At 34.7% G+C, this 14,509-nt stretch carries 15 protein-coding genes; all 15 read right to left on the minus strand.

Annotation, left to right across the window (positions count from 1 at the left end; all coding sequences use genetic code 11):
* Positions 1-12 precede the first annotated feature (12 nt).
* The 15 genes from ABC374_RS11910 to ABC374_RS11980 all read right to left on the minus strand — a co-directional run bounded on the left by ABC374_RS11910 (position 13) and on the right by ABC374_RS11980 (position 14,409).
* The gene (locus tag ABC374_RS11910) at positions 13-354 is read right to left on the minus strand and encodes a helix-turn-helix domain-containing protein (protein ID WP_350298867.1); all 342 of its coding nucleotides are present in this window, start codon (positions 352-354) and stop codon (positions 13-15) included.
* A gap of 22 nt (positions 355-376) precedes the next feature.
* Positions 377-1,582 carry a DegT/DnrJ/EryC1/StrS family aminotransferase gene (locus ABC374_RS11915; RefSeq protein ID WP_413017930.1) on the minus strand — a complete coding sequence of 402 codons (1,206 nt, stop codon included), beginning with the start codon at positions 1,580-1,582 and terminating at the stop codon, positions 377-379.
* Positions 1,583-1,584: 2 nt separating this feature from the next.
* Positions 1,585-2,226, minus strand: a complete 642-nt coding sequence (locus ABC374_RS11920) for an acetyltransferase (RefSeq protein WP_413017932.1) — start codon at positions 2,224-2,226, stop codon at positions 1,585-1,587.
* On the minus strand, positions 2,223-2,837 hold the full coding sequence (locus ABC374_RS11925) for a sugar transferase (protein ID WP_413017934.1): 615 nt from the start codon (positions 2,835-2,837) through the stop codon (positions 2,223-2,225). Before ABC374_RS11925 ends, ABC374_RS11920 begins: the two co-directional genes overlap by 4 nt.
* A 20-nt stretch (positions 2,838-2,857) precedes the next feature.
* A complete protein-coding gene (locus ABC374_RS11930; protein WP_413017936.1) occupies positions 2,858-2,995 on the minus strand; it encodes a YwzD family small protein in 138 nt (45 codons plus the stop codon).
* A gap of 16 nt (positions 2,996-3,011) precedes the next feature.
* Positions 3,012-4,085 (minus strand): UDP-glucose 4-epimerase GalE, encoded by a 1,074-nt coding sequence (gene galE, locus ABC374_RS11935; protein ID WP_413017938.1) that lies wholly within the window; start codon positions 4,083-4,085, stop codon positions 3,012-3,014.
* 29 nt (positions 4,086-4,114) lie between these two features.
* On the minus strand, positions 4,115-5,314 hold the full coding sequence (locus ABC374_RS11940; protein WP_350298873.1) for a glycosyltransferase: 1,200 nt from the start codon (positions 5,312-5,314) through the stop codon (positions 4,115-4,117).
* Positions 5,315-5,330: 16 nt separating this feature from the next.
* A complete protein-coding gene (locus tag ABC374_RS11945; protein WP_413017941.1) occupies positions 5,331-6,470 on the minus strand; it encodes a glycosyltransferase family 1 protein in 1,140 nt (379 codons plus the stop codon).
* Positions 6,471-6,488: 18 nt separating this feature from the next.
* Positions 6,489-7,571, minus strand: coding sequence for an EpsG family protein (locus tag ABC374_RS11950; protein ID WP_413017943.1), 1,083 nt, complete (start codon positions 7,569-7,571; stop codon positions 6,489-6,491).
* A gap of 6 nt (positions 7,572-7,577) precedes the next feature.
* Positions 7,578-8,477, minus strand: a complete 900-nt coding sequence (locus ABC374_RS11955; RefSeq protein WP_413017945.1) for a glycosyltransferase family 2 protein — start codon at positions 8,475-8,477, stop codon at positions 7,578-7,580.
* Positions 8,478-8,482: 5 nt separating this feature from the next.
* The gene (locus ABC374_RS11960) at positions 8,483-9,592 is read right to left on the minus strand and encodes a glycosyltransferase family 1 protein (protein ID WP_413017947.1); all 1,110 of its coding nucleotides are present in this window, start codon (positions 9,590-9,592) and stop codon (positions 8,483-8,485) included.
* The gene (locus ABC374_RS11965; RefSeq protein WP_413017949.1) at positions 9,577-10,734 is read right to left on the minus strand and encodes a glycosyltransferase family 4 protein; all 1,158 of its coding nucleotides are present in this window, start codon (positions 10,732-10,734) and stop codon (positions 9,577-9,579) included. Before ABC374_RS11965 ends, ABC374_RS11960 begins: the two co-directional genes overlap by 16 nt.
* Before the next feature lie 94 nt (positions 10,735-10,828).
* Positions 10,829-12,655, minus strand: coding sequence for a polysaccharide biosynthesis protein (locus ABC374_RS11970; RefSeq protein ID WP_413017951.1), 1,827 nt, complete (start codon positions 12,653-12,655; stop codon positions 10,829-10,831).
* A 382-nt stretch (positions 12,656-13,037) separates the two neighbouring features.
* Positions 13,038-13,643, minus strand: a complete 606-nt coding sequence (locus tag ABC374_RS11975) for a CpsD/CapB family tyrosine-protein kinase (protein ID WP_413017953.1) — start codon at positions 13,641-13,643, stop codon at positions 13,038-13,040.
* A 16-nt stretch (positions 13,644-13,659) separates the two neighbouring features.
* The gene (locus tag ABC374_RS11980; RefSeq protein WP_413017955.1) at positions 13,660-14,409 is read right to left on the minus strand and encodes a YveK family protein; all 750 of its coding nucleotides are present in this window, start codon (positions 14,407-14,409) and stop codon (positions 13,660-13,662) included.
* Positions 14,410-14,509 lie beyond the last annotated feature (100 nt).

Genomic DNA, 14,509 nt, shown 5'->3' on the forward strand with positions numbered 1-14,509 from the left:
GAAAGCTTTATCTCATTTATTGGATGTGTTATTTTGCCATTTTATAAAATCAATTAATGGTTTGTACTGAGGAATATGTTCTTTCTCAAGACCATTCCTTTTTAGTTCTTGAACAAATTCAATCCATTCTTTTTCTAAATAATTTGGAGCGACCTTTGTAGTCTCTTGTAGAAGTGAAACAAAATCGACATTCAATACATGCGCAATTTTTTCCATAATGTGAAGTGAGGGATTGCGATTTAGATTGCGCTCAATGTTACTTAGATAAGACTTCGATATATTTGCCTGTTCAGCCAATTCAGATAACGTATATCCTCTTTTCTTACGCAATTCTGCAATATTTTTTCCAATCATTTGATTACCTCTTCATCCTTTTTTACCCATTTCCAACTGGATTCCCTTTGGATGGATGGGTGTTATCAATTCCTTCATTTATAGCATTTTTTATTGAATTGATGACTCTCATTTGATCATCCCGACTCATGTTTGATCCGGATGGTAAACAGATCCCTGTAAAAAATAACTGTTCAGAAACGCTCGTTTCTCTATAATGAGGGTAATAGACATACCCTTTAAAAATAGGTTGCATGTGTAGCGGCTTCCAAACATGTCTAGCCTCAATATTTTTTTCCTGTAGATCCTGTAATAATTTTTTTATGGAAATTCCAAATTCAGCTTCATTTATGGTCAATGCGGTCAACCATCTGTTTGAACGGGTATTTTCTAATTCGGGCATGAATTTTAAACCAGGTAAATCAGCCAATTGCTGATAATATAAATCATAAACCGCTCTCCTTGCTTTTACTCTTTCCTCCAATACCTCTAATTGCCCTCTTCCAATTCCAGCAAGAATATTACTCATACGGTAATTGTAACCAACCTCACTATGCTGATAATGAGGAGCAACATCTTTAGCTTGAGTAGCTAAAAACCGAGCTCGTTGTATTGCATTAGTATCGTTAGAAATTACCGCTCCGCCACCAGAGGTTGTGATGATTTTATTTCCATTGAATGAGTAAATTCCGAATTCCCCAAATGTCCCACTCGCTTTTCCTTTATAAGTGGCACCTAATGACTCGGCTGCATCTTCGATGATCGGGACTTCATACTGATTACAAATAGTTACTAGTTCATCCATTTTAGCTGGTTGACCGTATAGATTAACTATTATGACGGCTTTAGGGAGTTTGCCGGCATTAGCAGCTTCTTTTAATGCTCTTTCTAAAGCATTAGGAGACATATTCCAAGTTTCTGGTTCAGAATCTATGAAAATAGGTTGTGCATTTAAATAAAGAATCGGATTGGCGGTTGCCACAAAGGTAAGACTAGAGCAAAAAACAGTATCATCTTTTCTCACACTCAATAAAGAAAGAGCCAAATGAATTGCGGCAGTTCCTGAGCTGACTGCAAGCACTTCTTTGACTCCTACATATTTGGCTATATCTTTTTCGAAAGCATCCAGATTTGGCCCCAGCGGTGCAATCCAATTTGTTTGAAATGCTTCTTTAATATACTTTTCTTCATTTCCGCTCATATGGGGAGATGATAGTAAAATTCTTTTTTTGCTTGTTGCATTTAGCATTTCTACACATCTCCTATACCTATTTTTTTCATTTTTGCAGGGGTTCCGACTGCTAAACTATGGGATTGAATGTTATTTATAACAGTAGCTCCAGCACCAATCACGGACCATTCTCCGATATTCACATTTGGTATCAGTGTAGAACCGGCACCTACATGAGTCCCTTCATCTACTTTTACGGCACCAGTTAATGTCGCATGGGGTGATATATGTACAAAATCACCTATTTCGCTATCATGTTCTATGACTGAAGCTGTATTGATGATTGAATGACGGCCAATTTTAGCATCAGCATTGATGACAGTTGATGGCATGACTACTGTCCCAACTCCTATCTTTATGCTTGGACTAATAATGGAAGAAGGGTGAATCACCGATACATAATAAGAATCAGGTATATTCAATTCCTCTACAACTTTTTTACGAATATGGTTATTACCTATTGCAACAATGAATTTTATATCCTTGAATTGCTCTAATAAATCGGATACGATTGAAAGCGGTGCAAAAAACAGATGACTTTTCACGATTGTTCCATCATATTTATCGTCTAGATATCCAATTAATTCGTAACCATCAGCTCTATCAATCATATCCTTTATAACTTTACTATGACCGCCTTCCCCAATTAATACAATTTTCATCCCTGCCCCTCTCTTTCCTGATTATCAGATCCTCTAAAGGGAAGCATGGTTTCATTTGTCCCTGAATTTACTCCTTCAGATCTAACCACTTTTACTATCGTGAGTAATAATATTTTAAAATCGAGTAAAAATGATTGATGATTTACATACCAAACGTCCAATATAAATTTTTCTTCCCATGATATCGCATTTCTACCATTTACTTGTGCCCAACCAGTTATACCAGGACGAACATCATGACGTTTAGCTTGATCGTCGTTATATAAAGGAAGGTATTCCATTAATAAAGGACGTGGTCCGACTAAACTAAGATCACCTTTAACAACATTAACTAACTGTGGCAATTCATCTAGACTTAACTTTCTAAGCGTATTTCCAAATCTGGTTAATCTCAAATGGTCAGGAAGAGGTATACCGTGTTCATCGGTTTGATTATTCATGGAACGAAATTTATAAAGGGTAAAAGGCTTTCCATTAAAACCTGGTCTTGTTTGTTTAAAAAGTATAGGCGTTCCAAGGTTAAACTTTATTAAAATTCCTAGTATCACCATTATTGGACTTAGGATACCCAATAAAATAAATGAAATTAAAAAATCAATTATTCTTTTCATAATTTTCACTTCCGTGCTTTTTATTTACCATTTGTCATGACAATTTTTTGTTTGATTTCTTCTATTATAATAGATACTTTCATATCTGATTGATTACCCAAGTTGTAGGCAACTAATAAAATATCTTTAAAATGTTCCTTCTTTGCTTTTTTGCTCATCCTTTACACCATTTTTCTAATTATTTGGTATTAAAAAATCCTCGCTTTGTATTAAGCGGGGATTTTCCAATTCTTCATTTATTTTATATCCATCAGGATTACGTGATTGCCATCTCCAAGAATCCTCACACATATCGTGAATGCTTTTCTTTGCAATCCAGTTTAATTCTTTTTCCGCTTTCTTAGGGTCTGCATAACAAATGGCGGCATCTCCCGGCCTGGGATGTGTAATGTTAATGGGGATTTTCACTCCTGTTGCTGATTCAAAAGCTGACACTACTTCTAAAACGCTGTATCCTATTCCGGTTCCAAGATTATAAATATTAACACCGGTGGATTTTATAGTTTTATCCAGTGCTGCTACATGGCCATTTGCAAGATCAACTACATGTATATAATCTCTTACACCTGTCCCATCTTTCGTTGAATAACCATTCCCGAAAATATTAAGTACATTTAACTGACCTACGGCCACTTTAGTGATATATGGCATTAAGTTATTAGGGGTTCCGCTTGGATCTTCACCTATCATACCGCTTTCATGTGCCCCTATTGGATTGAAATATCTCAGGATTGTAATGCTCCATTCATTGTCTGAAATATATATGTCCTGAAGAATTTCTTCGACCATTAATTTTGTCCTGCCATATGGATTCAAAGCTTTTAAGGGAAATCCTTCTGATATTGGAACTGTATCCGGCAATCCATATACAGTGGCAGATGAGCTAAATACCAGTTTTTTCACACTATATTTTTGCATAAGGTCACAAATTATAATGGTCGTAGTGATATTGTTTTTATAATATTTCAAAGATTCTTTAACAGATTCACCTACCGCTTTAAGTCCGGCAAAGTGGATAACTGCATCAATTTGATTTACTAGGAACACTTTTTCTAAAGATTGCGAATCTAAAAGATCTAAATGATAAATCATGATGGATTTTCCTGTTATTTCACAAACACGTTTTAGCGATTCGGGTTTACTATTAGAAAAATTATCTACCACAATAATCTCATAACCTTCATTCAAGAGCTCTATGCATGTATGGCTGCCGATGAATCCAGCTCCGCCGGTGACCAGTATTGCCATTTATTAGTTTCCCTCACTTTCATTTAAATTTAATTGTTAATTAATCCATAGATTTTATTAATTTCATTTTCATTGCCATAATCCTTTGAAAGTACGTTCGAAACTATTGCCCCCCTAAATTCATCGTCTACAATCATTTTTGCAATCCCTCTGGCAATTCCATCCTGACCGCACTCTGTAATTAAAGCATCAAACCCATTATCCGCTTGGCTTTTTGCGGTAGGGAAATTGGTTATTACAACTGGTTTACCTAGTACTTGTGCTTCTCGTATTGTTACTGCTTTACCTTCATAGCGTGAGGGTTGAACATAAATATCACAAGCTGCAATATATGGATATGGATTGGTTTTCTTCCCTAATAATATAAATTGCTTTTCTACTCCTAATTTCTTTATTAAATTTCTTAACTCGTTTTCGAGAGGTCCATAACCTACCACATACCACTGAATGTCAAATCCCTCGTCTATTAGTTTTTTACAAGCTCTTATTGCTTCATCTAAACCTTTTGCATGTGTTAAACGTCCCACTGTTACTAATATGGTTTTTCCAGGCAAATTAATGATTTCTTTTGGAATATCTGCCTTTGCTTGTTCTCTAACAAAATCTGGAGAAAGAATATTTTCGATTACGGTTGTTTTTTCCTTGAAGTCAGGAAAAACATCTAAAAAAGTTTGTGAACATTCTTCAGAAACCACTACAATATCATCTATTTTCCCCCACATTTTCTTCTCTATTTTCTTATTCACATAAATATTGGAATAATCGGTATGAATCCAACCGATTTTCTTCTTGGCTTTGACTTTATCCCCGATAAAGTGATGCGGCCATAAAAAACCTATGGCAACATCATATTCTTTATTAAGATTTGGTAAATGACGGGTAGTTAGCTCCCAACCGTACTGAATGGATAAATAACCTGGTTCTTCAACCTTTTTTACTTTTCCATGTACTACACCTGAATACTTTGCGATGACTCTAGAGATAGCGATAGGATAAAAACCCTCTTTTACTATTTGTTGAATTGATTTTCTAAAGGTTGTATACGAAGGTTCTTCCGGTAATAAATTGGGACCGTCCGGGATATATGACAGGAATTCTCCTTCATGTTTAAATAATAATAAATCGACATCGTATTTAGCATAATCGATTTGATTTAACAATCCTATTAGACTTCTTTCGACTCCTCCGATTGCCAAGTCAAAAGATGTGATCAAAATCTTTTTCTTCATCGTAAAAACCTCTTTTTCAGGAAACATCATATAGCCTTAACCAATCCCTAACATTCCCATGTATATCATAACCCTTATTCGATATTTTTCTTTTAATAGTTTCATTGTCAGGTGTATCGATCAATAAGGATCTAATTACTTCGTTACACCAAACATCTAGTGGCTCCTGCAAACTAATAAATGATGCTAAGCCCAGGTCCATATCTATACTTTTTGGTAAAGTATCCGACATAATGCAAGGCGTTCCAGATCCTTGTGCTTCTAATGCAGCAATTCCAAAGCCTTCGAATAATGATGGGAATATGAAAACATCAAAAGCTTTCATTAATCTAGGAATATCCGTTCTTACACCTAAGAACTTGATATTTTCTTGAATTCCTAACGCTTCTGCTTTTTGCTCTATTTCCAGTCTTAAAGGACCATCTCCGATTAAAAGGGCAAAAAACCTTCTATCTTTCTTTAATAATGTATTTAAAAATTGCAAAATAAAAAGGTGGTTTTTCGACTCCGAAAACCGCCCCACATGTCCAATGATTTTTACATCTTCGTTTAAACCAAACTCTCTAATGATACTATCCTTACAATTTACATTTGTTTCAGTAAAGTCGTTTACATTTATTCCATTCTTTAATATCGTGACTTTTCCATTTTTTACTCTTTGTTTACCAAACATGAATTGAGCGGCCTCAGGACTACATCCGCAAAATCTATTAGCAGAAATTTTCATGATTGTTTGAAGGAGCTTAAGCGTAAATCTTTCTTTGAAATGGTTTCCTTTTGCCCAATTATTACTGTGTGAATGACAGATCCTTATTTTAATCCCTGCTATCTTTGCTGCTAATGCTGGAAAGCCTGCTTGATAATCCGTATGGGCATGAACAGCTTGGTAAGGGTTGGAAGACATAATTCTATTTAGTTCTTTAAGATAGGATATTGGACCAACTTTACCTAAGCTTGGTATTTTAATCAGTTTTCCACCTAAACCAATAATTTCATCTTCAAAATCTTCTTTCTTATTTGAATGGGTAACAAAGTCAAATTGAATCTTCTCTCTGTCCAGATTTCTATATATATTCATAATAATTGTTTCTGCCCCGCCACGATCCATTGCACTGACAATATGTAATATTCTCAAAGGAGCACTTAATTTAACCAATATATTTCCCCCCTTCCGTCAAAATAGGTTTTCTAATATTTCACTTTTATACAAAATATTCAAACTGGTAACATTTTCATAAAAATAAAGAACAAAAAATAAAGCAATTATTGAATAATATAATAGTTTTTGATCTTTCTTACTGAATAGCTCAATAAGCCAGGAAATCAGAATGAGTTGATATAAATTAAAGTAGATGGAAATCCTTGCAAATATCCATTGTTGAGTTGAAACAATCATAAAAATCAGACCCAACAATGCCATATTTACTATATAGTCACTTTTTGGAAATATTTCACGAAGTTTATCTTTACCTAAATATGCAATAACTAAGGGAGCGGCGCTTACAGCTACTCTGAGTATATTAGCTCCCCCTTCATTAAATTTAGAATAGTCACTATATTGTGAGTCCTCGATAGCTGAAAATAATAAGGAAGAGAATTGTTCATAACCCAAAACGACAATGACCGAAAAAGATAACCAGGCAATAGTGGACTTTGTCCAAGCTTTTGTTCTAACTAAAAAATAAATGGGTATAAGGATAAGAGCACTTTGGTGAAATGTAGATGCAATTAGTACAATTAATGTGTATTTCACAAAATTTCCGTTTAATAAATATTTGGTAGCTGTAAAAATAATGGCAGCTGCAAGCACTTGCCGTATTCCATTCATTGATACTAAATGCAAACCACCTGTAATATATACAAAGGTGCTTAGTTCAAAAAGTCGTGAATATTTATATAAAACCATGACAATTAAAACATTTGTGATCATAGCAGTTGTAAAAATCAGTATCTGAGGGTCATCCGAGAATTTCTTTAATAACATCTGCAGAATGCCAAATCCCATATCCTTTTGTGAAGATATATACTCCCAAGTAAAGTCATTTTCGATATAAATATTTTTATAATTGAAAGTATCACCAATATTTGTCCTGAGTCCCGAAACACATACTAAACATACAGCAGCTAAAAAAACCAACATCTTATTCGGTTTAAAGTCATATAATCCAGTCGGTGTTATAAGTGAATATGTTGAAAAATACCTACCTAAATATGAAAAAATAAATACGATGGCGAGATTGATCCAAAGTATGGTCATTTAACATTAATTCCTTTCAATTAACCTAGTCCTTGTTTTACTGATGATCAAAGCATATAAAAGTATGCCTAATGGAAAGGCCAAAACAGTGAGTGCTTTCTTAGGAGTTTCAATGAACAGCTTCGGGTTTTTCATTAGTAGGTTGCTTGATACATAATGAATGGCTTGCTTATATTTGAAAAGCTTCCCTCCAAAAGGTAACTTCATAAGCTCTTTCCGGTAAAATGAGAAGCCTCTAGGATTTTTAAGATATTGGTTATACATATTTCGAGAGGATCCATCAGGAAGATATTCAACATGACACAGCACTTCATTCATCAGTAACAATTCATATTTCTTATCCAGCATATAGTATTTATATGCTAGCCCTACATATTTCTCGTTTTTAAAAACAGGATAGGGATATTGCTTCGTCAATTCTGTTCGATAAACCAATTTCTTGTCTCCTGTTACACCATATTTGTTATAGAGATCAAACAATGTAGAACTTTTTAATTTCTCAGGTAACCTTGACCCTATAATTTGATGATCAATTGTTGCATCTAAAGCTGCTATTCCACTTACATTTTCGTTACCATGCTTTCTCCAAAATGAAAGGATACTTTCTGCTGCCCCATCCGCCATATAGTCATCGGAATCAATACAAACATTCAATTCCGTTTCAATTATTTTATAGGCTGTATTATGTGCACCATGCATTCCTTGATTTTCTTGCCAGTAATACTTAATATCAATTTTCTTTTCCTGAATCCAATGATGTGCCATTTCTTTTGTATTATCTGTTGATCCATCATCAATAATTAACCAAATAAAATCTTTATTGTTTTGACGTACTAAGCTCTTATAACATTTTTCTAGACAATAAGCCCTATTATAGGTTGGTGTAAACACTGTTAAAGTTTTCATATGATTCACCCTGACATTGATATATAAAAATCTTTTAGTTCATTGGCTGTTTCATTTATCGAATACCCCTGTTTGGATAATGAATCCGGTTGTATACTTCTTTTCGTATTGTTAGTAGTTAATTTCATTAAATGGGAGGTCCATTCTGATTTACTGGTAATGGGCAGAAATTTAATAAGATTGATACCCAAATCTACCTCTTTGGAAATTTGGTCCGAGATTAAGCAAGGCAGTCCAGCTGCCTGAGCTTCGATAAGTGAAACCGGCAATCCTTCATGTAAAGAAGGAAAGACAAAAACATCGAAGGCTTGTAGGACTTGATTTATATCACTCCGTATCCCAAGGAATTTAACTTTTTCTTCTAATTTATGAGCTTTAACCTTTGCTAAGATTTCTGGTTTCAATGGCCCATCTCCGACTAAAATCAAGTAGGAGTTTTCCTTTTCTCTAATAAAATTTGCAAAGATATCAATCAACAAAGCATGATTTTTTTGTTGAGCAAATCTTCCAACGTGTCCTAAAACACATGCATCACTTTCGATATTTAATTCTTTTCTTAATTTACATCTTGTCTCAGGTGAGAAAGAAAATAATTGGTATTCAATGCCGTTTTTTAAAATATTGGCATTATTTGTCTTATCTTTAAATAACCACTGTGCTGCCTGTCTAGAACAAGCTAATAAATTTGTAGCATTGGGCAGGATCAATGTCCCTGCATACCATTTATAAATCCTGGAAGCTAAGCCACCTTCACTTTGGGTGTTATGACTATGTGAAATTCTTTTTGGAATTCCTGCTTTTTTAGCTGCTTGAAGAACGATTCCGCTCATTTTATCCATATGGGCATGAACGACCTTATAGGAATGATTTTTCCTAAAGAATCCATCTAACTGTTTTTTATAAGCAAAGTGACCTACATCAGAAATATAAGGAATTCTATGAATCTTACCGCCAAGTTTTACGATTTCATCATCAAATACGCCTTCTTTGGATGTAAGAAAATCAAATTGAATTTTCGAGCGGTCCATATTGCGATACAAGTTCATGATCAAGGTTTCCGCTCCGCCCCTATTCATATTAACGACAACATGCAGGATCCTTAGTGGATTCCCCATACTCTTTCCTCCGTATCTTCCATGTATGATTTATAAAGTTGGCTTTTAGCTTCCAAGATTTTTTTTGTACTATATTTCCTTTCAACCATTTTATAGCTACTTTCACCAAGCATTTTTCTCATACCCATATTTCCAGCAATTTTTATGACCTTTTCAGAAAATGATTTTTCATCATTCCTGCCAATTAACCACCCATTTTGACCATTGAAGACCAACTCCCTATGGCCTCTATTTTCATTAGCTATTATTGGCAGCCCACAAGCCATTGCTTCCATGATATTTACCGGTAGTCCTTCTCTCAAACTTGACGCTACAGCGAGATCACTGATTTTTAATAATTCATCAATATCTTTCCGAAAACCAAGAAAATCAACCCTATTTCTAATTCCTAAAGAATCTGCAAGCATCTTGCATTCTTCTAATAATGGTCCATCTCCGGCCAATAGTAACCTTGCATTTGAAACCTCCTCTTTTATCAAGGAAAAAGCTCGAAGCAATAGTTGCTGGTTTTTGTTTTTATTGAACTCGGCTGCATAAAACATAAGGAAATCCTCTTCACAATACCCTTTTTCTAACCTTAGTTCAGTTTTCTTATTTGTGGAGACAGGATGATATTGATTTGTATCAACTCCAACACCAAGGATATGAGTAATCTCATGTGCCCTGAAGTTTCTTTTTATGGCAATTTGAAAATCTTCACTATTGATCGTAATCAAACAATCTGTCATTCTTGCTAAAAATTTTTCAATGGGATAGTAGACTAGCCAGTTTAGGATAGGAGCGCCTTTGAAAAAATGGAAGCCGTGTGCCGTATATAGCATTTTTGTATCACGTTCTCTCGCTTTCCGACCAGCAAGTCTGCCTAGAACTCCCCCCATTGGCGTATGACAATGAATGATTTGAAAATTATTGTTATCGATGATGTACTTTAATTCTTTGTATGCCATAATGTTTTCTTTTTTAAATGGAGACCTCTGAATGGGAATAACGTGCTTTTTATCAACAAATGGGAGATTCAAATCACCATGTGCTGCTGTATGAACCTTATACCCTTGCTCTTTAAACCATTTAAAATATGGCAAGTGAAACGCTTCAAAATGATAATCCTTTGTTGCACAAAATAGGACTTTCTTCTCCATCATTCACTATCCTTTCGATATCCTGTTCCTTGTCTCATTCCATGTTTCGTGCAGCAATATTTTCTTATATATAAGATCTTAATTATCGTTTAGTTGTTTAGTTGGAAACTTGCACAAGTAAAGGGGCAGTGTCACGCTCATTCGCCAGATCTACAAGTTTTTTTCTTAGTGATTCTTTATCCATATCAGGATAACTGTTTATAATATCTTCAATCTCCTTTGAATATAAATTCCCTGTCTTTCCTATGTAAATATTTGGATATATTTGTTTTTCATGAATTTCATCTTGATTCAACAGCTCTTCAAATAGTTTTTCACCTGGTCTTGTTCCCGTGAATTCTATTGATATATCATCTTCAGAATGTCCGGAGAGTTTAATCAAGTTTTTCGCCAAATCTACAATCTTCACTGGATGGCCCATATCAAGTACAAAAATCTCCCCGCCTTGTGCTAACGCCCCCGCTTGGATGACAAGTCTTGAAGCTTCAGGGATAGTCATGAAATAACGAATCATATCAGGATGTGTCACTGTGACTGGCCCGCCTTTTTCAATTTGTTTGGTGAATAGCGGGATGACACTTCCTCTGCTCCCCAGCACATTCCCAAAACGAACGGCTACAAACTTCGTTTTGCTTTCTTTATTTATTTGTTGAATCGTCATTTCCGCTAGCCTTTTTGTGGAGCCCATAACACTGGTAGGGTTAACTGCCTTATCACTGGATATCATCACAAAAGTCTTTACTCCGCTCCAGCTAGCCGCATTGGCAACATTCCTTGTACCTATTAAGTTATTTTTGACGGCTTCTTCAGGGTTTCGCTCCATCAATGGTACATGTTTATGTGCTGCTGCATGATAAACGACATCTGGTTGATATTCTGCCATAACAGCCAGCATTTTTTTTTGATCTTGAAGATCAGCAATTTCTGTTAAAAACTCGATTTTTTTGTTTTTATATGTTTCTTTCAACTCCATTTCTATTGTATAAATACTGTTTTCACCATGACCGAGTAAAATTAACCTTGATGGATTAAATTTAGAAATTTGGCGGCAAATTTCTGATCCAATTGAACCTCCAGCCCCAGTGACTAGAATTACCTTTTCGGTTACATACTCTGAAATTACATCAATATCTAATTCTACAGGTTCTCTTCCAAGAAGATCTTGAACCTGTACATCTCTAAATTTATTGACTGAAAGCTTTCCTGTTAATAAATCTTCTAACATTGGGAGGATTTGTGTCTTAGCATTTGTTTTTGCACATTCATGGAAAATTCGATTCATTTCCTGTTTATTCAATGAAGGAATGGCAATGATAATATGTTCGATATTCAATGCTTCAACTTTTCCGGAAATTTTGCCCACTCCTCCCACAACAGGTATGCCTAAAATATCAAGATTATGTTTTCGTACGTTATCATCAATAAATGCTACTGGTAATAAATCCACATCATTATTCTTTAATAATTGCCGGGCAACCATCGTACCTGCTGAACCTGCCCCTATTATTAACGTTCTTTTCTTATTTTCATATTTGATTAAGTATTGATCTCTAAACATCCTCCAACAAAATCTTGATCCGCCTATCAATAGCATGTGAAGTAACCAAGTTACCGCCAACAACCGATAATATACATCTTGAAAAAGGATTGCCTGTACGATTGATGTAATAAAAATGGATACCGTAACAGTTTTGAATATAATGACTAATTCACCTATGCTCGCATACTCCCATGCTTTTTTATATAGATGAAAGGTAATAGCAAAAATATGATGGCTGAGGAGAATCGTAACAGAGCTGAGCACAATCGGAATAGTAAAAACATAAATACTGGCATCTACTAAAAATCGCCCTAAAAAAATAGCTGATAAGACAATACATGAATCTATTAATATAAAAAGTGATAGTCTTTGCTGATATGTCAATACTTTCCCCCCTTTTAGATCAATTTATTGTTACAGTTAAACGGAATTAAATGATAAAGTGCTAATGAATGCTGTCTTATTAAGACAGCATTCATTAGCACTTTAATAGAATTATAGGGCATTTAACCCTCCCTCACCCCACACTCTTGACGACTGGCGTCTAAGGTCTATTAAACCCACAGCATGATCGAGTGCCTCCGTTTATAATGGCAAGGAGACATCACCAAATACTTTATTAATTTTATTTTTGTTCGCAATAAAGAACATTACTATAAAAATTTTTTCGTCTTTATAGGATTTTCTTCAATAAATTGGTAAAGAGATTTTCTGGATTATCGTTTAAAACGACTCCTACAATCTTTTCTTCAACAAATTGAAGGATTCATTTTGTAGCTAAAGCTTTTTTTAACTCTGTTTTGCCGTTATTGAACACCAGAATGATCCCATTGCAATAATTGGCCAAAATTTTTGTGTCTGTAACCTCCAATATTGATGGGGAGTCTATCAGAACAATATCGTATTGCTCTTCACACTTAACAAGGAAGTCCTGCATGATTGGCAACCCTATTATTTCGCCTGGATTGAAGGGTATAGGCCCACTTGTCAAAACATCTAAATCACCCATTCCCGTCCTGTATACAGCCTTTTCAAGAGATGTGAAATTTGAATCAGATAAAATATTTGTCAATCCTACTTTATTTGGAATCTTAAAAATCGAGTGAATTGCAGGATTCCTTAAATTAGCATCTATCAGTAAAACCTTTTCTTTGTTTTGGGCCATTGAAACAGCTAGATTTGCAGCAGTGGTTGATTTACCTTCTCCAGATGATGGAGAGGTTATCATGATGATATTCCGTTTTTTCGATACGGAGGAAAACTTAATATTTGTTCGAATCGTTCTATATTGTTCGGAGATAAAAGAATCCGGACTTGAAAAAGCTACAAGATTCCTTTTCTTTAGTCTATCCCCGATTTTTTGTTTATTCATCGTCATTCAAACCACCTCACAATTCTGCTCTTGTTTCTTTTGAATGTTTAGCTTGTTGCACTTCTTTAATTTTTTTTATATTGTTTTTACTGACATTCGAATTCTTTTTATTCATTTTAGATACATGTCCTATAACTGGAAAACCTATGATATCCTCTACTTCTTGCTCGTTACGAATTGTATAATCCAATGAATTCAATAAAAATGTCAGCCCGATGCCCAAAAATAAACCTATAATTCCGCTTTTTATAATTGTTCCATTATTGTCTCCGTTAATGGGCACTAAGTTTACCTTAGCCGGGGACAAGTTTCGTATTTTTTTAAAGTCCACTATATTAGGAGCCTCATTTTTAAATACTCTCGCCGTCGTATTGGCGATATCGGCAGCTGTATAAGGATTGGATGATGTGACGCTGATACTGACTACTTCTGATTCCTCTACACTGGTTACGTTTATAGACCCAGCCAATGCTTCTGGTGATAGCGGTAATTCCATTTCATCGATAACTTTCTGTAAAACTGTTGTATCTTTTATTATGACTTGAAGAGTTTTCATTTTATCTTGATTGGCTTCAATAATAATTCTCGTAGATGCCTGGTAAAGAGGGGTTGTTGTTAAAGTTTTCAAATATCCTGCCAGTATGAATAAGAGTGTGACAATAATGACGATCCAGATACGCCTACTAATGATTCCGATCAGTTCTTTTAAATTTATCTCTTTGGCAGGTTGTTGATTTTCAAAGTTCCTTTTTGAGTAATTTGTCATTGAACCACCTTTTCAACTTACTTTTCTTTATTAAGAACAATAGTGTTTTAAGCCTCGATGTAAAACAGCTAAAACTGTACTATTCTTCTTATGTGTTAAT

Origin of the sequence: Peribacillus phoenicis, from assembly GCF_047238085.1 — a bacterium.
Taxonomy (GTDB): Bacteria; Bacillota; Bacilli; order Bacillales; family DSM-1321; genus Peribacillus.